The following is a 22,338-nucleotide window of genomic DNA, read 5'->3' on the forward strand; positions in this document are numbered from 1 at the left end:
GGGCCGTGGGCCCGGGTCCGGGACGCGCTCAGAGGCCGCCTCCGGGGCGGACCAGGCCCGACTCGAAGGCGAACACCGCAGCCTGGGTGCGGTCGCGCAGGCCCAGCTTCACCAGGATCCGGCCGACGTGCGTCTTCACCGTCTGCTCGGCCACGACCAGCCGCTCGGCGATCTCCGCGTTCGACAGGCCCTGCGCGATCAGCGCGAGCACCTCCGTCTCCCGTTCCGTGAGATCGCCGATGCGCTGCTTGAGCGGGACCTGGCGGCCGCCGTCCATGCGGGCGAACTCGGCGATCAGCCGCCGGGTGATGCCGGGCGCGAGGAGGGCGTCGCCCGCCGCCACCACCCGTACCGCCTCGGCCAGCTTGTCCGCCGAGGCGTCCTTGAGCAGGAAGCCGGAGGCACCGGCCCGCAGCGCCTCGTACACGTACTCGTCCAGGTCGAACGTGGTCAGCACCAGCACCTTGACGGCGGGGTGCTCCACGGTGATCCGCTGGGTCGCCTCCAGGCCGCCCATCTCGGGCATCCGGATGTCCATCAGCACGACGTCCGGAGCCAGTTCGGCGGTCCGGGCGATCGCGTCCCGACCGTCCACCGCCTGCCCGATCACCTCGATGTCGGGCTGGGTGTTGAGCAGCACGGTGAAACCCTGCCGGACCATCTCCTGGTCGTCGGCGATGAGTACACGGATGGTGCCGGCACCGCTCGTCATGGGGACTGTTCTCCTGTCGGGGGCTCGGGGTGGTGCGGATCGGTCGCCGAAGCGGGGGGTGACGGCGGGCGTGACTGCTGCGGCGGATACGGCGGGCGCGGGGACGGCGGAGGGCCGGACGGCGCCGGGCGGGCCGGGTCCGTCGGATCCGGGGTGCCCTCGCGCGGCAGGAACGCCGTGACGCGGAAGCCGCCGTACCGGTCGCCCGTCGCGACGACGTGCCCGCCCAGCATCGCCGCCCGCTCCCGCATCCCGAGCAGACCGTGGCCGCTGCCCGGCGACGGCGAAGCCGGGTGGCTGGGGCGGGAGTTGATGACGTCCAGGCATATCCCGTGCGGGTAGTGGATCACCTCCACGCTGACCGACGCGCCCGGGGCGTGCCGCAGGACGTTGCTCAGGGCCTCCTGGACGATCCGGTAGGCCGACAGCTCCACGCCCGGCGGGTAGCCGCGCGACTCGCCGTCCGTCTTCATGACGACCTCCAGACCGGCCGCCCGGGTGTTCTCGATCAGCGCGTCCAGCCGGGCGAGGTTCGGCTGGGGGGCGTCGGGGGCGGGTCCGGTACCGGGGGCGGATAGCCGGTAGGTGTCGTTCACGGCGTCCGGGTCGTCCGGGCCCGCCGACCGCAGGACGCCGAGCACCCGGCGCAGCTCCGTCAGCGCCTCCAGGGCGTTGTTGCGGATGCCCTCCAGGTTCTCCTTCAGCTCGTCGGAGGGGTTCTCGACCAGGTGGGGGGCGACCTGGGCCTGGATCGAGATCACGGACATGTGGTGGGCGACGACGTCGTGCAGTTCGCGCGCGATCCGGCTGCGCTCCTCCAGCAGGGCCCGGCGGGCCCGCTCCTCCGCGGTGATCGTCGTCTGCCGGGCCAGCTGCGTGCGCGCCTCGCTGCGGCTGCGCAGAGCGGTGCCGATCAGGACGGCGATGGCGAAGAGGGCGACGGCCATCACACCGGACGAGTCGTATCTCTGGGCGCCGATCAGGCCCTCCACCAACCACGTCAGCACAGTCGTGGCGCCGAGCGCGGCCAGCGTGCCGCGCAGGCGGGTGCGCAGCGCGAGGAGCGCCAGCACGAGCATGTGGGCCAGCATGACGGGCGTCGCCCAGGGCCAGGTGGCGTGGGGGGCCGCGTCCGTCGCCAGGTGCTGGCGGGCGAGCAGGGCGGTGAGGACGGCGGCGGCCAGGGACGCGACCCAGGCGGGGACGGGCCGCCAGATCGCCAGGACCACGGCGACGCCCTGGACGAGGCCGAGGAGCATGCCGACCGCGGAGGTGAACCGGTACTCGTTGTGCAGCTCCGCCCCGCCGCCCAGGCCGATCGCCAGGGCCGTGTAGGCGGTGAGCAGGTAGGTGAGGATGCGCAGCCAGCGGTGCCGGGCGAAGGGGGGCGACTGGGGGGAGGGGTTCTCGCCCAGCCAGATGCGCAGGCGACGGCGACGCGTGGGTCCCTTCCCGGTGGCCGGTCCGTCGCCGGACGAGGCTGCGCCGCCGGAGGCGGACGCGCTGCCGGGTGCGGAGGCGTTCTCGGGTGCGGGGCGGCGCGGTCGGTCGTTCTCGTCGTCGGCGGCCGCGGTCTTCACGGTGACAACCCTAGGCACTGCGGGGGGCCTTCGCCGGAGGCAGGTGGCGGCGGACCACGTGCGACGGGCGGTTCCGGGAGCGGCGCGGGCCCTGTTCGTGGTGCCGGAAGGCCGTCCAGAACACGGCCAGGACCAGCGCGAAGACGGGGAGCCAGGCGAGCCGGTACGTCACCCACTCCAGCGAGTCGGGCGCGGTGTGCAGACCGGGCAGGCGGCCGGCCGTCAGTCCTGTCGCCGTCGTGGCCATCATGGCCGTCTGGTGCCACAGGTAGATCGTCATCGCCGAGAGGTTGACGAGGGCCACCGCCGACCAGAGCAGCGGGCGCGCCATCGCGCGGCGCAGCCGGTCGCGCAGGAGCAGGGCCAGCCCGCACTGCGCCAGTCCGAAGGTGACGGCCGCGAGCGTCGGCGGGTCGAGGTTGGAGATCTTCGCGCCGGGGACGCCGACCATCGACGCCGGGTAGCCCGCGAAGCAGACGAGCAGGGCCGTGGCCGTCGTACCGCCGAGGAACAGGACCCAGGCGGCGCGGCGGCTGTCCGGCTCGCCGCGGGACCAGGCCGCGCCCAGGGTGTACGGCACGAGCCAGCCCGCCGGGAGGTTGAGCCAGGCGAGCCAGGAGGGGCCGAGGTGGAGGCCGAAGCGGAGGAGGTCGACGTGGAGCACGACGGCCAGCGGCCAGAGGGGGTTGAGGCGGGTGAGGAGCGGGGTGGCCGCCGTCAGGGCGGCGAAGACCAGCAGGAACCACAGGGGTGAGACGGCCAGTTTGACCAGGGCCTCGATCGTGGCCGGCGGGGTGCCGGTGAGGAGCAGGGCCGTGGCGGTCACCGCCCACAGGCACAGCAGCGCGGCCACCGGACGCAGCAGGCGGGTCATGCGGGCGCGCAGCCAGGTGCCGTATCTCTCGCCCCCCGCGCGGGAGGACGCGAGGCCGCGGGTCGCCACCAGCCCGCCGACCAGGAAGAACACGGCCAGGGTCTGGAACAGCCAGGAGATCGGGGCCAGCCACGGCATGTGCTGGAGCGGGCTGGTGGTGTGCAGGCCGCCGTCCTTGGCGACCAGCGCGGTCACCAGCCAGTGGCCCAGGACGACGCCGAGGATGGCGAAGGCCCGCAGGGCGTCGACCGCGCGGTCCCGGTCGGCGGGCGTGACGGAGTCGACGCGGTGGGCGCCACGGCGCAGGGCGTGGAGGGGGTGGAGGCCGCGAAGCGGGCGCAGGGGGTGGCTGCGAGAGCGGCGGGTGGGGTCCTGGCGGGGGTGGAGTACGGCGGGCTCAGGCACGGGTGACCTCCGAGGTCTCGCCGAGGGTGATCCGGGCCAGGTTGGCGAGGGCGGCCGAGCCCGGGGTGAAGTAGCCGCTGTGCTGGGCGTCGCCGGCGTCGAAGACCCGGGCGCCGAAGGCGCGGGAGACGGGGTCGGTGCCGAAGCCGATCGTGGTGCCGAAGAGGTGGACGCTGGTGTGCGGGACGTGGGCGATCCAGTCGCCGCTGCCGCGGGCGGCCCAGACGCGGGCGCGGGTGTGCAGGGCGGCGGCGGAGTCCGCGCCGGTGCCGGGGCTGCCGACGAGGGCGATGGCGTCGGCGTCCAGGCCGGGGGCGGCGCGACCGCAGACGACCGAGCCGTAGGAGTGGCAGAGCAGGGAGAGGCGGGCGCCGGGCTTGGCCGCCGCGCGCAGGTCGCGTACGAAGGCGCGCAGGTGGGGGGCGGCTTCGTCGGCGCGGGTGGTCGTGGTGACCGTGGTGCTGACCGTGGCCGGGGTCGCGTAGCCGAGCCAGGCGACGACGGCGGCGCGGGTGCCGTGGGAGACGCGGTGGGTGAGGTCGGCGTAGAGGGCCGCGGCGGCCTTGTGGAAGCGGGCGTAGGTGTCCAGGGAGGTGTCCGAGCCGGGGACCAGGACGGCGATGTCGTCGGCGTGGGCGAGGTCCCCGAGCACCTCCGTGGCCTGGCCGGCGCCTCGGCCGTCGAAGGTGAGGAGCATACGGGCGGGGGAGGCGAGGGCGCGGTCGGCGGCGGCGCGCCGGGTGTCGCCGTCCGCCGCCGCCATCCGCGCCGCCTCGGTGGCGTCGGCGCGGTTGGCCGCGTAGGTCGTCCGGAGGGTGCTCGCCGTGAGGGCGGGGAGCGCGGCGGGGCGCGGAGCGGGGATGTGGGGGTGGGTGGTCGCGGCGGAGAGGGGGGCCGCGATGGCGGTGGTGAGGAGGGCGGCGAGGAGGGCGCGCCGCCAGCGCCCGCGGCGCCTGGGAGGCGCCAGCCGCCGCCTCGGCTTCGCCGTCGCGTGCGGGCGGCCCTGCGCACAGGCAGGCGCCGTGGGCCGCTGCGGGTGTGTGGTGCGCGGGGACTGCCCCATGGTCGGCTTCCTTTCAGAAAGCCCGGCCATCGGGCGTTCCTGGCAAGGAAGTTATGGATCGGGGCCTGTCGTCGGCGTCCCGCCTGAGAGCGGTCCTTCGGGGTAGCTCTCAGGTATTACGGGTATGACCGGGGCGTCCCCCCAGGGGCAGAACCCGCCCCCTCACCAGGCCAGTTGGGCGATCTCCTCCGCCACCACCGCACACGCGTCGGCCGCCGGGTCGATCAGCGGGAAGTGGCCCACGTCCTGCAGCAGCGTCAGGCCCACCACCTCCCCCGCCTTCGCCGCCGCGTCCGCGTACGACTCGGCCACCGCCTGCGGTACGACCAGGTCCGCGCGGCCCTGGACCAGCGTCGTCGCGATGCCCGTCGGCAGGAGCAGGACGGGGTCGGCGTGCGGGCGGCGCTCGGCGAACGTGTCGTGGCCGCCGAGCAGTTGCAGGCTCGCGTTGCCGCACACGTCCAGTTTCTCCGCCACGTCGAAGTCCGCGATCGGGGCGAGCGCGACGACACCGCGCAGGACCGCCGGGCCCGCCGTGCGCCAGGGGGAGCCGGCGGGGAGGACGTGCCGGGCCGCCGCCCACAGCGCCAGGTGGCCGCCCGCCGAGTGGCCCGTCAGCACCGTGCGACGCGGGTCGGCCCCCGGCAGTGCCGTACGGACGAGGTCCGGCAGGGCGTCCAGCGCGGCCGCCACGTCGTCGAAGGTCTCCGGCCAGCGGCCGGCCGGCGGGGTGGCCTCGGCCGTGTTCTGCCCGGGGATCGGGGACGAGGGCTCGCCGCCGCGCCGGTACTCGACGTTCGCCACCGCGAAACCCCTACGGGACAGGTAGTCCGCGAAGGGCGTGATGTGCCTGCGGTCGTACCGGGCCCGCCAGGCGCCGCCGTGCAGGACCACCACCACAGGGGCGATGCCGCCGGGACCGGCGGACCGCGGCGCGTAGAAGTCGATCACCTGGTCGGGGTGGTCGCCGTACGCGGAGCTGACGTCGGGGTCGACCGGGGGGTGCGAGAAGGCCGACTCCTCTTCGGCGGCGGCGCGGGCTGCTGCGGCGTCGTCCGGCATGCTCCAACCTCTCAGTGATGGAACGGGTTTGGCGTGTGGCGGACCAGGCGGTGAACTGTGCGCTCACCGTTGGCGGGGACGGTATCAGGCCCGTGACGTGCGCGGACATGGGGTCGTCACGCAGGGTGAGGGGAAGGGCCTTTCGGACAGCCCTCCGCCCTTCCCCGCCCGCTCCGCGAAGCCCGCTACGCCAGTTCCTCCGCGAGGATCCGCGCCGCCCGCTCCGTCTCGGCGAAGCCGACGTACAGCGGCGTGAAGCCGAACCGGAGCACGTCCGGATGCCGGAAGTCGCCCACGACACCCCTGCTGATCAGGCGTTTCATCACCTCGCCCGCGTCCGGGCAGCGCAGCGCGACCTGGCTGCCGCGCTCCGCGTGACGCTCGGGGGTCACGCACTCGACGCGCCCCGGCTCGGTGTACGCCCGCACGCAGCGCAGGAAGAAGTCCGTCAGGGCGAGGGACTTCGCGCGGACCGCGCTGACGCGGACGCCGTCCCAGACCTCCAGGGCGGCCTCCAGGGCCAGCATGGACAGGATGTCCGGCGTGCCCACGCGGCCGCGGAGCGCGCCGGGCGCCGGGGTGTACGACGGGCTCATGCCGAAGGGCTCGGCGTGGGAGTTCCAGCCGGGCAGCGGGGAGTCGAAGCGGGGCTGGTGCTCCTGGCGGACGTAGAGGTACGCCGGTGAACCCGGGCCGCCGTTCAGGTACTTGTAGGTGCAGCCGACCGCCAGGTCGACCCCGTGCTCGTCCAGTCCGACCGGCAGCGCGCCCGCGCTGTGGCACAGGTCCCAGACGGCGAGGGCGCCGGCCGCGTGGATCGCCGCGGTCAGCCCCGGCAGGTCGTGCAGGCGGCCGGTCCGGTAGTCCACGTGGTTCAGCAGGACCGCCGCCGTGCGGCCGCTCAGGGCCCGCGGCACCTGCGCCGGGGTCACCAGGCGCAGCGTGCGGCCGGTCAGCCGGGCCGCGGACCCGGCGATGTAGCCGTCCGTGGGGAAGGTGGTGGCGTCGACCAGGATCTCCGTGCGGCCCCCGCCCGCCGCGTCCGCCATCCGCACCGCCGCCACCAGCGCCTTGAAGACGTTGACGCTGGTGGAGTCCCCGACCACGATCTGCCCCGGCGCCGCGCCGACCAGCGGGGCGATCATGTCGCCGATCCGCTCGGGCGCGGTCCACCAGCCGCTCTCGTCCCAGGACCGGATGCGCAGCTCGCCCCACTGGCGGCGGACCACGTCCGCCACCCGGTCGGGGACGTGCGCCGGGAGCGCGCCGAGCGAGTTCCCGTCCAGGTACACCACGTCGTCGAGGACGAAGCGGTCCCTGAGCGGCGCCAGCTCGTCCGCCGCGTCCAGCTCCCGGGCCTGCAGCTCGTGGGCTTCCAGCACCTGCCCGGACACGTCGAGCGCCTCAGACATGGGACCTCGCCGTCCACAGCTCGGGGAACACGTTCTTGCGGGCGCGCTTCTCCAGCCAGGCCACCCCGGCCGAGCCGCCCGTGCCGGGCTTGGCGCCCATCGCGCGGCGGGTGGCGACCAGGTGGTCGTTGCGCCAGCGCCACACCAGTTCGGCGACGTCGGTCAACGCCTCGCCCAGCCGGGCGAGTTCGTCGTCCGGGTCGCCGGAGTAGATCGCCGCCCAGGCCTGTTCGACCCGGTCGGAGGGCTCGTAGCGCTCGCAGACGTCCCGGTGCAGGACGGAGGCGGGGATCGCGTGGCCGCGGCGGGCCAGCAGGCGCAGCACCTCGTCGTACAGGCTCGGCTCGTGCAGCGCCTTCTCCAGTTCCGCGTGGGCGCGGGGGGCACCGCGGTGCGGGACGAGCATGGACGCGGACTTCTCGCCGAGCAGGAACTCCAGGCGCCGGTACATCGCCGACTGGAATCCGGAGCCCTCGCCGAGGGCGGAGCGGTAGGAGTTGAACTGGGCGGGGGTGAGCTGGGCGAGCGGGGTCCAGGAGGCGTTCAGGGCCTCCAGCTCGCGCACCGAACGCTTCAGCGCGGCGATCGCGGTCGGTACGTCGTCCGAGCGCAGGGCGTTCGCCGCCGTCTCCCACTCGTGCACGATCACCGTGAACCACAGCTCCATGACCTGGGTCGTCACCAGGAAGACCATCTCGCCGGGATCGTCGGAGAGGGTGTGCTGGAGGTGGGTGAGGACGTCCGCGCGCACGTAGTCCTCGTACGGCGTGGTGCCCTGGAAATCGAGATGCGGGGTCTCGGGCTCAGCGGCCTCGTGGGGGTGAGCCTGTTGGGACATCGCTGTCTCCTGTTGTACTCCGGGTAGCGGTCCGCCCCTGCCGATTCCGGCACGGGGGCCCCGGTCCCCACCGGCATCCTCCGCAATCGACTCCCGTACGGCAAGGCCCGCCCGTTGCCGGACGGGCCACACCGACCGCTCGGGGGAGCGTCAGCCCAGGGTCTGGGCGGCCGTCGCGGAGGAGTCCTTCAGGAACTGCGAGCAGCGCTCGTACTCCTCCTGCTCGCCGATCGCCTGCGCGGCGCGGGCGAGCGCGTGCAGGGCGCGCAGGAAGCCGCGGTTGGGCTCGTGCTCCCACGGCACCGGGCCGTGCCCCTTCCAGCCGCTGCGGCGCAGCGCGTCGAGGCCCCGGTGGTAGCCCGTACGGGCGTAGGCGTACGACTCCACGACCGCGCCGCGCTCGAACGCCTCGTCGGCCAGCTGGGCCCAGGCGAGGGAGGAGGTGGGGTACTTGGCGGCGACGTCCGCGGGGGCGGTGCCGTTCGCGAGGAGTTCGCGGGGCTCCGGGTCGTCGGGGAGGTGGGTCGGGGGCGGGCCGCCGAGGAGGTTCTGGTGAATCGTCATGGGGTCCAGTGTGCTACGGGGGTCCGACAGCCGCTGCCGGGTGGGCACCGCGCCCCGTGCTCACAGCCGCGGGCTACCCCCGGCTCTCCCCCTCCAGCGGCGGCGCCGTCACGCTCCCGTGGGTCCGGCATTCCGGATGACGGCAGTCCGGGGCCGGCCGGCGGACCAGCGCGAAAGCCAGCACCGAACCCAACAGCAGCGTCCCCGCGCAGACCGGCATCGCCCGCCGGAACGCCGCATCGAAAGCCGACGGCACCCGATAGGCATCCGGCCCCATCCCCGCCAGCAACGGCAGAGCCGCGACCGCGACCAGGCCCGCCGCCCGCGCCGCCGCGTTGTTGACGCCGCTGGCCAGGCCCGCCCGGGCGGTGTCCACGGAGGCGAGGACCGTCGCCGTCAGGGGAGCGACCAGGGTGACCATGCCGACGCCCATGACCAGCACGGCGGGCAGGACGTCCGTGAGGTACGAGGCGTGCGGCCCGACCCGCAGCATCAGCAGCATCGCCGCCGCGCACACCAGCGGGCCGGCCGTCAGGGGCGCGCGCGGACCCGTGCGGTCGGCCAGGGCACCGGAGCGGGCCGAGAACAGCAGCATCAGGACGGTCGTCGGCAGCAGGGCCGTACCGGCCGTGAGCGGCGAGTAGCCCGCCACCACCTGGAGCTGGAGCGCCACCAGGAAGAAGAAGCCGCCGAACGCCGCGTACACGCACAGGGTGACCAGGTTGACGGCCGTGAACTGGCGCGAGGCGAAGATGTCCGGCGGGAGCATCGGGTCCGGGCGGTGCCGCTCGACGTGGACGAAGGCCACCGCCGCCGCCACACCGGCCGCCCCGGTCAGCGCCACCGCCACCGAGCCCGCCCTCGCCTCGATCAGCGCGTACGTCAGCAGGGCCAGGGCCAGCGCGCCCAGCACCGCGCCCAGGACGTCGAAGCGGGCGTGCGCGCCGCCGTCCCTCGACTCCGGGACGTGCCGCAGGGCGACCGGTACGCACAGCAGCGCCAGCGGCACGTTCAGCAGGAACACCCAGCGCCAGCCGGGACCGCTGACCAGCCAGCCGCCGAGGAACGGGCCGACGGCCGCGCCGATGCCGCCGAAGCCGGACCACAGGCCGACGGCGCGGCTGCGGTCGTCGGGGTGGAAGGAGGCCTGGATCAGCGCGAGCGAACCGGGCGTGAGCAGCGCTCCCCCGATGCCCTGCAGCGCCCGCGAGGCGATCAGCGTGCCGGCGTTCGGCGCGAGGCCGCACAGCAGGGACGCGACGGCGAACCACACCACGCCCAGCACGAAGACCTTCCGGCGCCCGTAGTGGTCGCCGAGCGAACCGCCCAGCAGGATCAGCCCGGCCAGCGTGACCATGTAGGCGTTGACCGTCCACTGCAGCGCGCCGAGACTCGCGCCGAGGTCACGGCCGATGCGTGGCAGCGCGACGTTGACGACGGTCGAGTCCAGCAGGGCCATGCTGGAGCCGAGGACCGTGGTGAGCAGGATCCACTTGCCCCGGGGCGAGGCCAGCCGGATGTCGGGCACCCGTCCAGGTATACAACGGGCCCGGCGGCTTGGACAGCCGCCGGGCCCGCCGTGGAGCGGACGTGCCGCTTACTTGATCTTGTTGCCCGCCGAGCGCAGGTTCCGCGTCGCCTCGACGACACGCGCGGCCATCGACGCCTCGGCCAGCTTGCCCCAGGTGCGCGGGTCGTAGGCCTTCTTGTTGCCGACCTCGCCGTCGACCTTCAGGACGCCGTCGTAGTTCGCGAACATGTGGCCGGCGACCGGACGGGTGAAGGCGTACTGGGTGTCGGTGTCCAGGTTCATCTTCACGACGCCGTTCTCCAGCGCGGTCTGGATCTCCTGCTCGGTGGAGCCGGAACCGCCGTGGAAGACGAAGTCGAACGGGGACTGCTTGCCGAACTTGGCGGCGACGCCCTCGCTCAGCTCCTTCAGCAGCTCGGGGCGGAGCACGACGTTGCCCGGCTTGTAGACGCCGTGCACGTTGCCGAAGGACGCGGCCAGCAGGTAGCGGCCCTTCTCGCCCAGGCCCAGGGCCTCGGCGGTGCGGATGGCGTCGTCGACCGTGGTGTACAGCTCGTCGTTGATCTCGTGCGAGACGCCGTCCTCCTCACCGCCGGTCGGGGTGATCTCCACCTCCAGGATGATCTTGGCGGCGTGGGCGCGCGCCAGCAGTTCCTGGGCGATGGCGAGGTTGTCGGCGAGGGTCTCGGCGGAGCCGTCCCACATGTGCGACTGGAAGAGCGGGTTGCGGCCGGCCTTCACGCGCTCCTCGGAGATCGCGATCAGCGGACGCACGTACCCGTCGAGCTTGTCCTTGGGGCAGTGGTCGGTGTGCAGGGCGATGTTGACCGGGTACTTCTCGGCGAGGATGTGCGCGTACTCGGCGAGGGCGACAGCACCGGTCACCATGTCCTTGCTGTACTGGCCGCCGAGGAACTCGGCACCACCCGTGGAGATCTGGACGATGCCGTCGCTCTCCGCCTCCGCGAAACCGCGCAGCGCCGCGTTCAGGGTCTGCGACGAGGTGACGTTGATGGCCGGGTAGGCGAACTTGCCTGCCTTCGCCCGGTCGAGCATCTCGTTGTAGACCTCGGGGGTTGCGATGGGCATCTGTCCGCTCCTTGTGTTGCGGGTGAGAGGTTCTGCGTTACGGCCCTGACCTAGACCTTGGGGGTGACGTCATCGTCGTCCCCATCTTTCCAGACAGGGCGGGATGGTCGGCGCCCGGCCGAGTACCGGCCCGGTCCCCCCAAGTCCAGGTCGAACCGCCCGGTCAGTCCAGACCCAGTTCATCCTTCGAGAAGGCGAACCGGTACGGAACGCCCGCGCCGGCCTCGATCTTCTCGGCGGCGCCGGTCGCCCGGTCCACGATCGTGGCGACGGCGACGACCTCGGCGCCCGCCTCGCGCACGGCCTCGACGGCGGTCAGCGGGGAGCCGCCCGTGGTGGAGGTGTCCTCGACCACGAGCACGCGGCGGCCGGCGATGTCCGGGCCCTCGACCCGCCGCTGCATGCCGTGCGCCTTGGCCGCCTTGCGCACGACGAACGCGTCGAGCCGCTTCCCGCGCGCCGCGGCGGCGTGCAGCATGGCCGCCGCGACCGGGTCGGCGCCCATGGTCAGCCCGCCGACCGCGTCGAACCGGAGGTCGGCCGTCAGATCCAGCAGGACCTGGCCGACCAGCGGGGCGGCCTCGCCGTCGAGGGTGACGCGGCGCAGGTCGACGTAGTAGTCGGCCTCCAGGCCCGAGGAGAGCGTCACCTTGCCGTGCACCACGGCCTTGTCCTTGATCTGCTGCAGCAGCGCGCCGCGTACGTCCGTCATGCCGACCAGCTTAGAGGCGCCGCCAGCTCCAGGTCGTCGTCGCCTCCAGCGGTTCCAGCGGGGTGACCAGGCGCGGGAGGGTGTTCAGGCCGTTGGGCGGGCCGGTCTGCGGCTCCACGCAGACGGCCTCGGCCTGCTCGTCGTAGACGACGACCCACTCCTCGCGGGCGGCCACCTTCAGCTCCAGCTGCCCCGGCCAGGTGAGGGTGACGTCGACGCCGTCCGGCATGCCGAAGCAGTCGTCCCAGGGACCCGGCTTCGGGTCGATCCGGTTGCCGGTCGGCAGGTGGTCGCCGCCGCGCTCCTCCTGCCAGGCGGGCTTGAAGTCGAGCGTCACGTCCTGGCCGCCGAGGTTGCGCTGGAACCACGGGTGCCAGCCGATCTGCGCCGGGAAGGAGTCGTCCCGCGCCTCCACCGACATCGTCAGGGTCAGGCTGTCGGCACCGAGCGTGACGACCTGCGTGACGCGGCCGGGGTGCGGCCAGGGGTCGACCAGGTCGTACGTGATGACGGCCTCGTTCCCGCAGACGCGCGCGGTGCGCCAGGCGCCGTCGCGGGCGGTGCCGTGGATGGCGTGCGGCGGGGAGTTCAGCGGCATCTGGCGGACGGTGCCGCCGTCCAGGAAGCGGCCCTCCTTGATCCGGCCGCACCAGGGGACCATCGGGAAGCACCCGAAGCGGTCCCCCTGGCGGAGCAGTTCGAGGGAGTCGACCTTGAGGCTGGTGACGCGGCCACCGTGGGCGGGGCTGAGGCGTACCTCCGCGTCGCCCGCTGTCAGCGTGATGTCTTCGTTACTCACGGCACGACAGTACTGGGGGAGATCGCGCTACCGCCGTCTGCGCAGCGCCCTCGTCACGACGATCGCCGACGCCAGTGCCAGCGCCGCCGCCGGGGCCGCCCAGCGCAGGACCTGGGTGCCGACGACCGTCTGGGGGGCGGGGACCGGGGCGTAGCGGCCTCGGGGCGGGGCGTGGTCGACCTCCTCGGCGCTGCGGCCGATCATCGTGCGGCGCGCGTGCGCGGCCTCGGCGGGGGGTTCGCCGGTGTCGGTGAAGTCCGGCTCCAGGGAGGAGGGGGGCACCTCGGTGTCGTGGACCGAGGTGTGCGCCTCCTGCTCCGCCCGCTCCCCCTCCGCCTGCTCCTGCTCCTGCTCCTCCGCCAGGTTCTCCACGAACCGGTTCAGCAGGCGCGCCGCCGCCGAACTCACCGCGTCCGCCGGGAGTTCCGTGATCCGGCCGGAGGCGTCCGCCGTGCCCTCGGCCGTGACCGTCGTGCCGCCCTCGGTGTCCGCGAGGCGCAGGGTCAGGGCGAGTTTCACGATGCCGGTGCCGCGGGCCTCGGTGGCGTCGCCCGTGACGCCGTACCCGCCGCCCGCGCCGGGCGTGATCCGTACCGTTCCCCGGTAGGTGACGGAGTGGCCGCCGACGCGCAGCTTCAGACGGCCGGCGACGGGATCGGCACCGGCGTCCTGCTGCAGGCCGGGGATCGCGCGGGCGACGCGCGCGGGGTCGCCCAGCGCGGCGCGCAGTCGCTCGGCGGGGACCGGAACGAAGACCTGGTGCCTCATGTCCGCTGAGCCTACCCAGCGGTCGCCGGAACGTACCCTCACGCGACCGACCGGTCAGTACCGCGGACGGACCAGGGTGGACGCGGGCAGTCCCGGTATCCGGGTCCGCTCGGCCGCCGCCCCGTCCGCCGTCAGGCCGGCCTGGGTCAGGGTGCGCAGCCGGACGGGGCCCAGGCGCAGCGGCGGCGGCGCGGCGGGGGCCGGGGCGGCCAGCAGGAAGCCCCAGTCGTGCGGGGCGCGGGAGGCGCCGGCCGAGCGGTCGGGGCCGGCGGCGAAGCCGCAGTCGTGGCCGAGGACCCGGTACGGGGAGACGGCGAAGCCCGCGGCGCGCAGGGTCGCGGCGACCGTCCAGAAGACGCGGGGGCGGGCGGTGACCGGTCCGGCGTGCACGACGAGCCGTCCGCCGGGGGCGAGGACGCGGCGGGCGAGGCCGTAGAACTCCTGGGAGTACAGCTTCGTGCTGGCGGTGATGCGGGGGTCGGGCAGGTCGGCGATCACGACGTCGTACGCCCCGGGCGGCGCCCCGCGCAGCCAGCCGAAGGCGTCGGCGGTGACGACGTGGAGGCGGGGGTCGGCGTAGGCGTGGCCGTTGACGGCGGCGAGTGCGGGGTCGTGGCGGGCCAGCCGGACCAGGCCGGGGTCGATCTCCACGAGGTCGACGCGGCGCACCCCGCGCTCGCCCAGCGCCTCGCGGGCGGCCATGCCGTCGCCGCCGCCGAGGATGAGCACGCACGCGTGGGCGCCGCCGGCCAGGGCCGGGTGGACGAGGGCCTCGTGGTAGCGGCGTTCGTCGCGGCCGCCGACGCGGAGCCGGCCGTCGAGGAAGAGGTCGAGGGGCTTGCCGTCGGTGCCGCCGGCCAGGACGACCTCCTGGACGCCGGTCTGCACGGCGACCCGGACGTCCTTGCCGTAGACGGCGTGCCGGGCGGCGCGCTCGAAGTCGCCGGCGAGGGCGGCGGCACAGGCGAGGACGCCGAGCACGACCAGGCCGACGAGGAGCAGGGTCCAGCGGGCCCGGCGGGACAGGTCGCGGCGGAAGAGGCCGAGGACCAGGGCGCCGCCCGCCACGACGTTGACCGTGCCGGTGACCAGCGCGCCCGTCAACTGGCCCAGGAACGGCAGCAGCAGGAAGGGGAAGGCGAGGCCGCCGACCAGCGCGCCCACGTAGTCCGCGGCGAACAGGTCGGCGACCGCGCCGCCCGCGTCCTGCCGCCGGATGCGCTGGATCAGCTCCATCAGCAGCGGCACCTCGGCCCCGATGAGCAGGCCGATGGCGAGCGAGAAGGCGACCAGCAGGCAGCGCGGGCCGTCGGCCCACACCCCGCCCCAGCCGCCGGTCCAGGCGAAGACGGCGTACAGCGCCATCGCACTGCACCCGCCGACCAGCGCGAGCACGGTCTCGATCGCGCCGAACCCGGCGGCCGCGTGCCAGCGCAGCCGCTTGGCGCCCAGCGAGCCGATGCCCATCGCGAACACCATGACGGAGAGGACGACGGAGGACTGGGTGACCGAGTCGCCGATCAAGTACGAGGCGAACGCGACGAGTTCGAGTTCGTACACGAGTCCGCAGGCCGCGCAGACGAAGACGCACACGAGGACCAGGAACCGCCCGGTCCCGGGCCGCACGGGCAGCCGGGCGGGGCCTGTCCAGCGGGGCGGGGCCCCCGGCGGCGCGGGGGCGTGCGGTTCGATCACGGTGCGACGTTACGTCACGCACACGGCACGCTTCGTCACCCACACGTGTGGATCTGGAGCCCTGTTGAGGCCGTGGGGGTTTATGCGGCGGGCGCCGACACCCGGGCGCCGACGCGGGTGCGGGTGGCCACCAACTGGCCGTCCTGCGGGTAGGCGTGCCAGGTCCGCCAGTGCACCTGGCCCTCGTGGCGCTGGGCCAGCATCGCGGTGAAGGCGTGCGGGCTGCCCGGGAAGACGCCCGCGAGACCGTGCGGATGGTCGGAGACGAGGGCGAGCAACTCCTGGGCGCGGCCCGCGAACGAGCCGGGCGTGAGCAGTTCGACGCGGGCGGCGAACTCGTACTCCCAGTCGCCGACGCGCTTGGCGACGCCGAGCGGCAGCGGGGTGCTGGAGCCGGGGATGCACGCGACCGTCTCCGAGCAGTTGCCGCGCTCCTCCTCCAGCAGCACCTGATGGGACGCGCCGAGAAGTCTCAACTGGAGCTTCGCACCGGCAAGTTCGAGGTCGAGGGTGGCCAGAGCGGGCAGCGGCTCGCGTCCCAGGGCCCAGGCGAGGTCGGCGGCGCGCGTATCGGTGTAGGAGGTGTTCAGGGTCGTGAGCATGGATCGGCTCCGCTAACGCACGAAGAGGGGGAGATCGGCCATGTCAGCCCAGCCGGCCCGGCCGGAGGAGGGAGTCTGCGGGACGTCCGAGGGGCTGCGTTGGCGATTTAGAGGGAATCATGAACAGAGGGGCCGCCACAGCGTTTTTACCCAACTTCGTGGGGTTTCCATCCCTCAGAGGGCTCCACAGTTCAACTGTTCAACCATGGCGTGCGCCGGGCGCGCGCCAACCACGGCCTGGCGCCCGCCGGTTGCCTTCGCCGGCGGGCGCCCGTGAGAAGCTCAAGCGCCCCGTGTCAGCTGCCTCCCCCGCATCCGCCGCCGCAGCCGTGGCCGCCCCCGCAGGAGTGGCCGCCCCCGCACGAGTGGTGCCCGCCGCCGCACGAGTGGTGCCCGCCGTGATGCCCTCCGTGGTGTCCCCCAGGGCTGTCCGGGGACGAGCCCGACGACGACCCCGAGTCGCCGGCCCACCAGCTGGCGCCGCCGCCCCCGAACGCCCCCGACGCGGACGACGAGCGGGACGTCCGGGAGCGGGACCCGGACCGGGACGCGCCGGCGCCGCCCTTGCGGAGCGACACCGCACGCCGCCCGTTCCCGGCGCGGCCCGCCCGCGCCGTCAGGACCACGATCGCGCTCACGACCAGGATGAAGATGATGCCCGCAACCACGGCGTCACCCTCCTTCCGTTCCCCCGAAGCGGCCCCCCGTGGACCGCGGTGACCGGGAGATGCCCGGCCGCCGGAGGGCTCAAAGCAGAGTTGAGGAACTTGAGAGCTTGGGCGCAGGATGACCGGCATGACCTCCACCGCGCGCCCCCACCTCAACCGACGACTGGCCGAGTTCGGCACGACGATCTTCGCCGAGATGTCCGCCCTGGCCACGGCGACCGGTTCGATCAACCTCGGGCAGGGCTTCCCCGACACCGACGGTCCCGAGGAGGTCCGGGAGGCCGCCGTACGGGCGCTGCGCGAGGGCCGCGGCAACCAGTACCCGCCGGGGCCGGGCATCCCCGAGCTGCGCACCGCGGTCGCCGCGCACCAGCAGCGCCGCTACGGGCTGTCGTACGACCCCGATACCGAGGTGCTGGTGACGGCGGGCGCGACGGAGGCGATCGCGGCGAGCCTGCTGGCGCTGGTCGAGCCGGGCGACGAGGTCGTGGCCCTGGAGCCGTACTACGACTCGTACGCGGCGAGCATCGCGCTCGCGGGCGGCCGCCGGGTACCGGTGACCCTGCGCCCCGACAGCGGCGGCTTCCGCCTCGACCTGGACGAGCTGCGCGCGGCCGTCACCGCCCGCACCCGCCTGCTGCTGGTCAACACCCCGCACAACCCGACCGGCACGGTCCTCACGCGCGCGGAGCTGGCCGCGATCGCCGAGCTGGCGGTCGAGCGCGACCTGCTGGTGGTGACGGACGAGGTCTACGAGCACCTGGTCTTCGACGACGCCGAGCACGTGCCGCTCGCCACCTTCCCCGGCATGCGCGAGCGCACGGTCACCATCGGCTCGGCCGGCAAGACGTTCTCCTTCACCGGCTGGAAGGTCGGCTGGGTGACGGGCTCGCCGGAACTGGTCACCGCGGTCCGCTCGGTGAAGCAGTTCCTGACGTACGTCGCCTCCGGCCCCTTCCAGTACGCGGTCGCCGAGGCCCTCGCCCTGCCCGGCTCCTACTTCGAGGACTTCCGCCGCGGCATGCGGGCGCGCCGCGACATCCTCGCGCAGGGCCTCACGGCGGCCGGCCTGAAGGTCTTCGCCCCCGCCGGCACCTACTTCATCACCACCGACATCCGCCCCCTCGGCGAGAAGGACGGCTTCGCCTTCTGCCGGGCGCTGCCGGAGCGGGCCGGGGTGGTGGCCATCCCCAACGCCGTGTTCTACGACGACCGGGAGGCCGGAGCCCCCTTCGTGCGGTTCGCGTTCTGCAAGAAGGAGGAGGTGCTGCGGGAGGCGGCGCAGCGACTGCGCGCCATGTGAGGGGCGCGCGCACTCGCACACGACCCGCAGACGGGCGACGGCACACCGGACAACGGCGCGTCACCGCACGAGCGCACCCCACCGTCGCGCATGGTGCTCAGATGTGACCACCGCCAGCCCCGCCCGCGCCATCACCAGCGCCCTCGCCCCGGCCAGGCCGGCGCAGCCCCTCGTCGCCGTAGGTCTGTTCCTCGGCGCCCGGCTCGCCGGCTCGGCCGTGCTCACGCTCGTCGCGCTGAGCACCGGCCGCCACCCGCTCACGCTGCTCGGGCGGTCCTGGGACTCCGTGTGGTACCTGGCCGTGGCCACCCGCGGCTACGGCCACAACCTGCCCTCCAGCGCCTCGGGCGTCCACAGCGACCTCGCGTTCTTCCCGCTCTATCCGGCGCTGCTGCGGACGCTGACGGCGGTGTTTCCGCTGGACGGGGAGCCCGCCGGGCTGCTGGTCTCCTGGACCGCCGCCACGGTGGCCGCCGCCGGGATCTACGCCGTCGGCGCCCGGCTGCAGGGGCGGCCGGCCGGGATCGCGCTGGTGCTGCTGTGGGGGCTGCTGCCGCACTCGGTGGTGCTGTCGATGGCGTACACCGAGCCGGTGCTGGCCGCGCTCGCGGCCTGGTCGCTGTACGCGCTGCTGGCCGGGAACTGGCTGTGGGCGGGCACGCTCGCGGCGCTCGCGGGGCTGGCCCGGCCGAACGGGTTCGCGGTCGCCGCCGCCGTCCTTGCCGCGGCCGGGGCCGAGGTCTGGCGGCGCCGCGGGGAACTGTCCGGAGTTTCCCACAGGCTGTGGACGGGCGCGGCGCTCGCCCCGCTGGGCTGGACGGCGTACGTGCTCTGGGTCGGCATGCGCGAGCGCGATCCGCTGGGCGGCTACTTCGATGTCCAGCGGGCGTGGGGGTCGACGTTCGACTTCGGCCGCGGCTCGCTGCACTTCGTGCACCTGATGCTGGCGCACGGCAGCCGGTTCGTGTTCCCGATGGCGCTGCTGATCGTGGCGGCCGGGACGGTGCTGTACGCGCTGCTGCTGCTCGACCGCACACCCCTGCCGCTGCTCGTGTACAGCGGGGTGCTGCTGGTGGTCGCGCTCGGCGGGTCGGGCTTCTTCGAGTCCAAGCCGCGGTTCCTGCTGCCGGCGTTCCCGCTGCTGCTGCCGCTCGCCCGGGGCCTGGCCCACATGGCGAGAACCCGGCCCTGGCACGCCACCGTGCTGGTCGCGACCCTGGCCGGGTTCAGCTATCTCTACGGCGCGTACCTGCTGCTGTACGCGCACGCGCCGCTGTAGGGGCCGTACCGGGCCCCGGACGGGCTACTGCCCCTCTTCGTCCCCGGAGCCGGAGTCCGGGCCGGAGCCGTCCGTCTGGTCGATCTCCTGCTCCAGGCCGAGCTGCTCGACCAGCCACTTGTCGAACTCGATCGCGGCCCGCACCCAGCTGACCGTCGAGGAGACGAAGTGGTTGATGTCGACGCCCGTGCCGATCAGCATCTGCGCCTCGCCGATGAGGCGGACGGTGCCGTCGTCGTGGGTGTGGGTGTAGACCTTGGGCCACAGCGTGCGGCGGTTCCAGTCGTCCACCGACTCCAGCAGCTGCGGCTTCTCGTCGATCTTGTGGGGGCGGTCGTAGAAGGTCCGCACCGAGAAGACCGCCTGTTCGGCCTCCCCGCGGAACATGAAGTACGTGCGGAACTGCTCCCACGGAGCCGCGAGGTCACCCTCCTCGTCGACGACGTACTTCAGCTCCATCTGGTCGAGGAGCTGCTTCACGAGGTCCTGATCCGGAAGGACGGGGCCCGCCGGTCCCTGGGGCTGCGGGTCGGGCTGGCCCCCGAAGTTCGGAATCGAGGACGGGTCGATGCTCACCGTGATTTTCCCTTCATTGGATGCCGCCATCCTCCCCCATGCGGGGAGGGGGGTGGCAAGCCCCGTCGGCCCCGTGTCAGCCGTAGGCCGGCACGGGGCCCTGCGCGCGTACCCCGGCTACAGCGTCTTGCCGGTGGCCGGGCCCACCAGCAGGCCCTCGCCGAAGCGGTCCACGCGGACCGTGTCGCCGTCCTTGATCTCGCCGGAGAGGATCTCCCGGGCGAGCCGGTCGCCGATGGCGCTCTGCACCAGGCGGCGCAGCGGCCGGGCGCCGTACGCCGGGTCGTTGCCCTCCACGGCGAGCCAGGCCAGCGCCTGAGGGGTGACCTCCAGGGTGAGCCGGCGCTCGGCGAGCCGCCTGCCCAGCCGGTCGATCTGGAGCTGGGCGATCCGCTCCAGCTCGGGCGTGGTCAGCGCCGAGAAGACCACCAGGTCGTCCAGCCGGTTGAGGAACTCCGGCTTGAAGGAGGCCCGGACGACCTCCAGGACCTGCTCCTTCTTCTCCGCCTCGCTGGTGATCGGGTCGATCAGGTACTGGCTGCCCAGGTTGGAGGTCAGCACCAGGATGGTGTTGCGGAAGTCGACCGTACGGCCCTGGCCGTCGGTGAGCCGGCCGTCGTCCAGGACCTGGAGCAGGACGTCGAAGACCTCGGGGTGGGCCTTCTCCACCTCGTCCAGGAGCACGACGCTGTACGGCCGCCTGCGCACGGCCTCCGTCAGCTGGCCGCCCTCCTCGTAGCCGACGTAGCCGGGAGGGGCGCCGACCAGCCGGGCCACGCTGTGCTTCTCGCCGTACTCCGACATGTCGATGCGGACCATGGCCCGCTCGTCGTCGAAGAGGAAGTCGGCGAGCGCCTTGGCGAGTTCGGTCTTGCCGACACCGGTCGGGCCGAGGAAGAGGAACGACCCGGTGGGCCGGTCGGGGTCGGCGATCCCGGCCCGCGAGCGCCGTACGGCGTCGCTGACCGCGCGCACGGCCTCGCCCTGCCCGATGAGCCGCTTGCCGATCTCCTCCTCCATGCGCAGCAGCTTCTGCGTCTCGCCCTCCATCAGGCGGCCGGCGGGGATGCCGGTCCAGGCGGCGACGACGTCGGCGATGTCGTCGGAGCCGACCTCCTCCTTGACCATCGTGTCCCTGGCGGCCTCCTCCTCGGCCTCGGAGGCGGCCTCCAGTTCCTTCTCCAGCTGCGGGATCTCGCCGTACAGGAGCTTGGCCGCGCGGTCGAAGTCGCCGTCGCGCTGGGCGCGTTCGGCCTGGCCGCGCAGGGAGTCCAGGCGCTCCTTCAGCTCACCTACCCGGTTGAGGGACTGCTTCTCCTTCTCCCAGCGGGCGGTGAGGCCCCGCAGCTCCTCCTCCTTGTCGGCGAGGTCGCGGCGCAGCTTCTCCAGGCGGGCGACGGAGGCCGGGTCGGTCTCCTTGGCGATCGCCAGCTCCTCCATCTTCAACCGGTCGACGGCGCGCTGGAGTTCGTCGATCTCGACGGGCGAGGAGTCGATCTCCATGCGCAGCCGGGAGGCCGCCTCGTCGACGAGGTCGATGGCCTTGTCGGGCAGGAAACGGGAGGTGATGTACCGGTCGGAGAGGGTGGCGGCGGCCACCAGGGCGCTGTCGGCGATCTGCACCTTGTGGTGGGCCTCGTAGCGCCCCTTGAGGCCGCGCAGGATGGCGATGGTGTCCTCGACGGTCGGCTCGGCGACCAGCACCTGCTGGAAGCGCCGCTCCAGCGCCGGGTCCTTCTCGATGCGCTCGCGGTACTCGTCCAGGGTGGTGGCGCCGACCATGCGCAGCTCACCGCGGGCGAGCATGGGCTTGAGCATGTTCCCCGCGTCCATGGCGGAGTCACCGCCCGCGCCGGCCCCCACGACCGTGTGCAGCTCGTCGATGAAGGTGATGATCTGCCCGTCGGAGTCCTTGATCTCGGCGAGCACGGCCTTCAGCCGCTCCTCGAACTCGCCGCGGTACTTGGCACCGGCGACCATCGCGCCGAGGTCGAGCGCGACGAGCCGCTTGTCCTTCAGCGACTCGGGGACGTCCCCCTTGACGATCCGCTGGGCCAGCCCTTCCACGACGGCCGTCTTGCCCACACCGGGCTCGCCGATGAGGACGGGGTTGTTCTTGGTGCGGCGGGACAGCACCTGCACCACCCGCCGGATCTCCTGGTCCCGCCCGATGACCGGGTCGAGCCGGCCCTCGCGGGCGGCGGCGGTGAAGTCGGTGCCGAACTTCTCCAGCGCCTTGTACTGGCCCTCCGGATCGGCGGTGGTCACGCGGCGCCCTCCCCTGGCCTTCCTGAAGGCCTCCAGCAGCTTCCCGGCGTCGGCGCCCTGGTGCTGGAGCACCTCGGCGATCCGGCCGCCCTTGGCGGCGATGCCGATGAGCAGGTGCTCGGTGGACAGGTACTCGTCGCCGAGTTCCTTCGCGCGCTCGCCGGCGTCCGCGAGGGCGGCCAGCAGCTCGCGGTTGGGCTGCGGCGGCGCGACGGTGGATCCGGCCACGCTGGGCAGCGAGGCGAGGATCTTCTCGGCCCCGGAGCGCACGGCGGCCTGGTCGGCGTCGACGGCCGCGAGCAGGTCGGTGATGTTCTCGTTGTCCTGGCCCTGGAGCAGAGCCAGCAGCAGATGAGCGGGGGTGAGGTCCGGGTGTCCCTCGGTCACGGCCCGGTTGCTTGCCGCGTTGATCGCGTCCCGGCTCCTGTTGGTCAGCTCGGCGTCCACGTGTCCGTTCTCCTCCTGCGCGACTCTCTTCCACTGCTGACTTACCCAGCGTACACAAAGTTGAGTCTATTCCGCTCAAGTCACTGTTCCG

The 22,338-nt window shown here is 73.5% G+C and carries 19 protein-coding genes; 2 read left to right on the top strand and 17 right to left on the bottom strand.

Features of this window, described 5'->3' with window-relative positions; genetic code table 11:
• Positions 1 to 28: 28 nt before the first annotated feature.
• The 15 genes from ACZ60X_RS26150 to ACZ60X_RS26220 form a co-directional block, all read right to left on the bottom strand.
• Complete coding sequence (locus tag ACZ60X_RS26150; protein ID WP_469603014.1) at positions 29 to 712, bottom strand: response regulator transcription factor; 684 nt, start codon at positions 710 to 712, stop codon at positions 29 to 31.
• A complete protein-coding gene (locus ACZ60X_RS26155) occupies positions 709 to 2,292 on the bottom strand; it encodes a sensor histidine kinase (protein WP_469603017.1) in 1,584 nt (527 codons plus the stop codon). Before ACZ60X_RS26155 ends, ACZ60X_RS26150 begins: the two co-directional genes overlap by 4 nt.
• Positions 2,293 to 2,302: 10 nt before the next feature.
• Positions 2,303 to 3,472 (bottom strand): acyltransferase family protein, encoded by a 1,170-nt coding sequence (locus ACZ60X_RS26160; RefSeq protein WP_469603121.1) that lies wholly within the window; start codon positions 3,470 to 3,472, stop codon positions 2,303 to 2,305.
• 91 nt (positions 3,473 to 3,563) lie between these two features.
• Positions 3,564 to 4,634, bottom strand: coding sequence for an alpha/beta hydrolase (locus ACZ60X_RS26165; protein ID WP_469603019.1), 1,071 nt, complete (start codon positions 4,632 to 4,634; stop codon positions 3,564 to 3,566).
• A 162-nt stretch (positions 4,635 to 4,796) separates the two neighbouring features.
• Positions 4,797 to 5,696 (bottom strand): alpha/beta hydrolase, encoded by a 900-nt coding sequence (locus ACZ60X_RS26170; RefSeq protein ID WP_469603022.1) that lies wholly within the window; start codon positions 5,694 to 5,696, stop codon positions 4,797 to 4,799.
• Between the two features lie 185 nt (positions 5,697 to 5,881).
• Positions 5,882 to 7,108: a kynureninase gene (gene kynU / locus ACZ60X_RS26175; protein WP_469603024.1), complete on the bottom strand. Its 1,227-nt coding sequence runs from the start codon at positions 7,106 to 7,108 to the stop codon at positions 5,882 to 5,884.
• Entirely contained in the window at positions 7,101 to 7,946 is an 846-nt protein-coding gene (locus ACZ60X_RS26180) for a tryptophan 2,3-dioxygenase family protein (protein WP_469603026.1), read from the bottom strand. Before ACZ60X_RS26180 ends, kynU begins: the two co-directional genes overlap by 8 nt.
• A gap of 150 nt (positions 7,947 to 8,096) precedes the next feature.
• Positions 8,097 to 8,510, bottom strand: a complete 414-nt coding sequence (locus ACZ60X_RS26185) for a DUF3151 domain-containing protein (RefSeq protein WP_469603029.1) — start codon at positions 8,508 to 8,510, stop codon at positions 8,097 to 8,099.
• A 73-nt stretch (positions 8,511 to 8,583) separates the two neighbouring features.
• On the bottom strand, positions 8,584 to 10,038 hold the full coding sequence (locus ACZ60X_RS26190; protein WP_469603032.1) for an MFS transporter: 1,455 nt from the start codon (positions 10,036 to 10,038) through the stop codon (positions 8,584 to 8,586).
• 69 nt (positions 10,039 to 10,107) lie between these two features.
• Entirely contained in the window at positions 10,108 to 11,130 is a 1,023-nt protein-coding gene (gene fbaA / locus ACZ60X_RS26195) for a class II fructose-bisphosphate aldolase (RefSeq protein WP_469603035.1), read from the bottom strand.
• A 163-nt stretch (positions 11,131 to 11,293) separates the two neighbouring features.
• Positions 11,294 to 11,842 (bottom strand): orotate phosphoribosyltransferase, encoded by a 549-nt coding sequence (gene pyrE / locus ACZ60X_RS26200; RefSeq protein WP_469603037.1) that lies wholly within the window; start codon positions 11,840 to 11,842, stop codon positions 11,294 to 11,296.
• Between the two features lie 10 nt (positions 11,843 to 11,852).
• Entirely contained in the window at positions 11,853 to 12,641 is a 789-nt protein-coding gene (locus tag ACZ60X_RS26205; protein ID WP_469603040.1) for an aldose epimerase family protein, read from the bottom strand.
• 27 nt (positions 12,642 to 12,668) lie between these two features.
• Positions 12,669 to 13,409: an SRPBCC family protein gene (locus tag ACZ60X_RS26210; protein WP_469603043.1), complete on the bottom strand. Its 741-nt coding sequence runs from the start codon at positions 13,407 to 13,409 to the stop codon at positions 12,669 to 12,671.
• A 54-nt stretch (positions 13,410 to 13,463) separates the two neighbouring features.
• Complete coding sequence (locus ACZ60X_RS26215) at positions 13,464 to 15,104, bottom strand: polyamine aminopropyltransferase (protein ID WP_469603046.1); 1,641 nt, start codon at positions 15,102 to 15,104, stop codon at positions 13,464 to 13,466.
• Positions 15,105 to 15,184: 80 nt separating this feature from the next.
• The gene (locus ACZ60X_RS26220) at positions 15,185 to 15,706 is read right to left on the bottom strand and encodes a DUF2617 family protein (protein ID WP_469603049.1); all 522 of its coding nucleotides are present in this window, start codon (positions 15,704 to 15,706) and stop codon (positions 15,185 to 15,187) included.
• Between the two features lie 786 nt (positions 15,707 to 16,492).
• Here ACZ60X_RS26220 and ACZ60X_RS26225 point away from each other — a divergent pair.
• Together ACZ60X_RS26225 and ACZ60X_RS26230 are read left to right on the top strand one after the other, a co-directional pair.
• Positions 16,493 to 17,677, top strand: coding sequence for a pyridoxal phosphate-dependent aminotransferase (locus ACZ60X_RS26225; RefSeq protein WP_469603052.1), 1,185 nt, complete (start codon positions 16,493 to 16,495; stop codon positions 17,675 to 17,677).
• 103 nt (positions 17,678 to 17,780) lie between these two features.
• On the top strand, positions 17,781 to 18,956 hold the full coding sequence (locus tag ACZ60X_RS26230; protein WP_469603055.1) for a hypothetical protein: 1,176 nt from the start codon (positions 17,781 to 17,783) through the stop codon (positions 18,954 to 18,956).
• 24 nt (positions 18,957 to 18,980) lie between these two features.
• Here ACZ60X_RS26230 and ACZ60X_RS26235 read toward each other — a convergent pair whose 3' ends face one another.
• Together ACZ60X_RS26235 and clpB are read right to left on the bottom strand one after the other, a co-directional pair.
• Positions 18,981 to 19,532, bottom strand: coding sequence for a type III secretion system chaperone family protein (locus tag ACZ60X_RS26235; RefSeq protein ID WP_469603058.1), 552 nt, complete (start codon positions 19,530 to 19,532; stop codon positions 18,981 to 18,983).
• A 117-nt stretch (positions 19,533 to 19,649) separates the two neighbouring features.
• The gene (clpB, locus tag ACZ60X_RS26240; RefSeq protein WP_469603062.1) at positions 19,650 to 22,247 is read right to left on the bottom strand and encodes an ATP-dependent chaperone ClpB; all 2,598 of its coding nucleotides are present in this window, start codon (positions 22,245 to 22,247) and stop codon (positions 19,650 to 19,652) included.
• Positions 22,248 to 22,338: the final 91 nt, after the last annotated feature.

Source organism: Streptomyces sp. NPDC104106 (assembly GCF_055584345.1).

Bases quoted from the DNA above. Each gene is read 5' to 3' on its own strand.
- pyrE (WP_469603037.1), bottom strand. From the start codon at position 11,842: ATGACGGACGTACGCGGCGCGCTGCTGCAGCAGATCAAGGACAAGGCC.
- ACZ60X_RS26220 (WP_469603049.1), bottom strand. From the start codon at position 15,706: ATGCTCACGACCCTGAACACCTCCTACACCGATACGCGCGCCGCCGAC.
- ACZ60X_RS26225 (WP_469603052.1), top strand. From the start codon at position 16,493: ATGACCGGCATGACCTCCACCGCGCGCCCCCACCTCAACCGACGACTG.
- ACZ60X_RS26150 (WP_469603014.1), bottom strand. From the start codon at position 712: ATGACGAGCGGTGCCGGCACCATCCGTGTACTCATCGCCGACGACCAG.
- ACZ60X_RS26165 (WP_469603019.1), bottom strand. From the start codon at position 4,634: ATGGGGCAGTCCCCGCGCACCACACACCCGCAGCGGCCCACGGCGCCT.
- ACZ60X_RS26185 (WP_469603029.1), bottom strand. From the start codon at position 8,510: ATGACGATTCACCAGAACCTCCTCGGCGGCCCGCCCCCGACCCACCTC.
- ACZ60X_RS26180 (WP_469603026.1), bottom strand. From the start codon at position 7,946: ATGTCCCAACAGGCTCACCCCCACGAGGCCGCTGAGCCCGAGACCCCG.
- fbaA (WP_469603035.1), bottom strand. From the start codon at position 11,130: ATGCCCATCGCAACCCCCGAGGTCTACAACGAGATGCTCGACCGGGCG.
- ACZ60X_RS26210 (WP_469603043.1), bottom strand. From the start codon at position 13,409: ATGAGGCACCAGGTCTTCGTTCCGGTCCCCGCCGAGCGACTGCGCGCC.
- ACZ60X_RS26170 (WP_469603022.1), bottom strand. From the start codon at position 5,696: ATGCCGGACGACGCCGCAGCAGCCCGCGCCGCCGCCGAAGAGGAGTCG.
- kynU (WP_469603024.1), bottom strand. From the start codon at position 7,108: ATGTCTGAGGCGCTCGACGTGTCCGGGCAGGTGCTGGAAGCCCACGAG.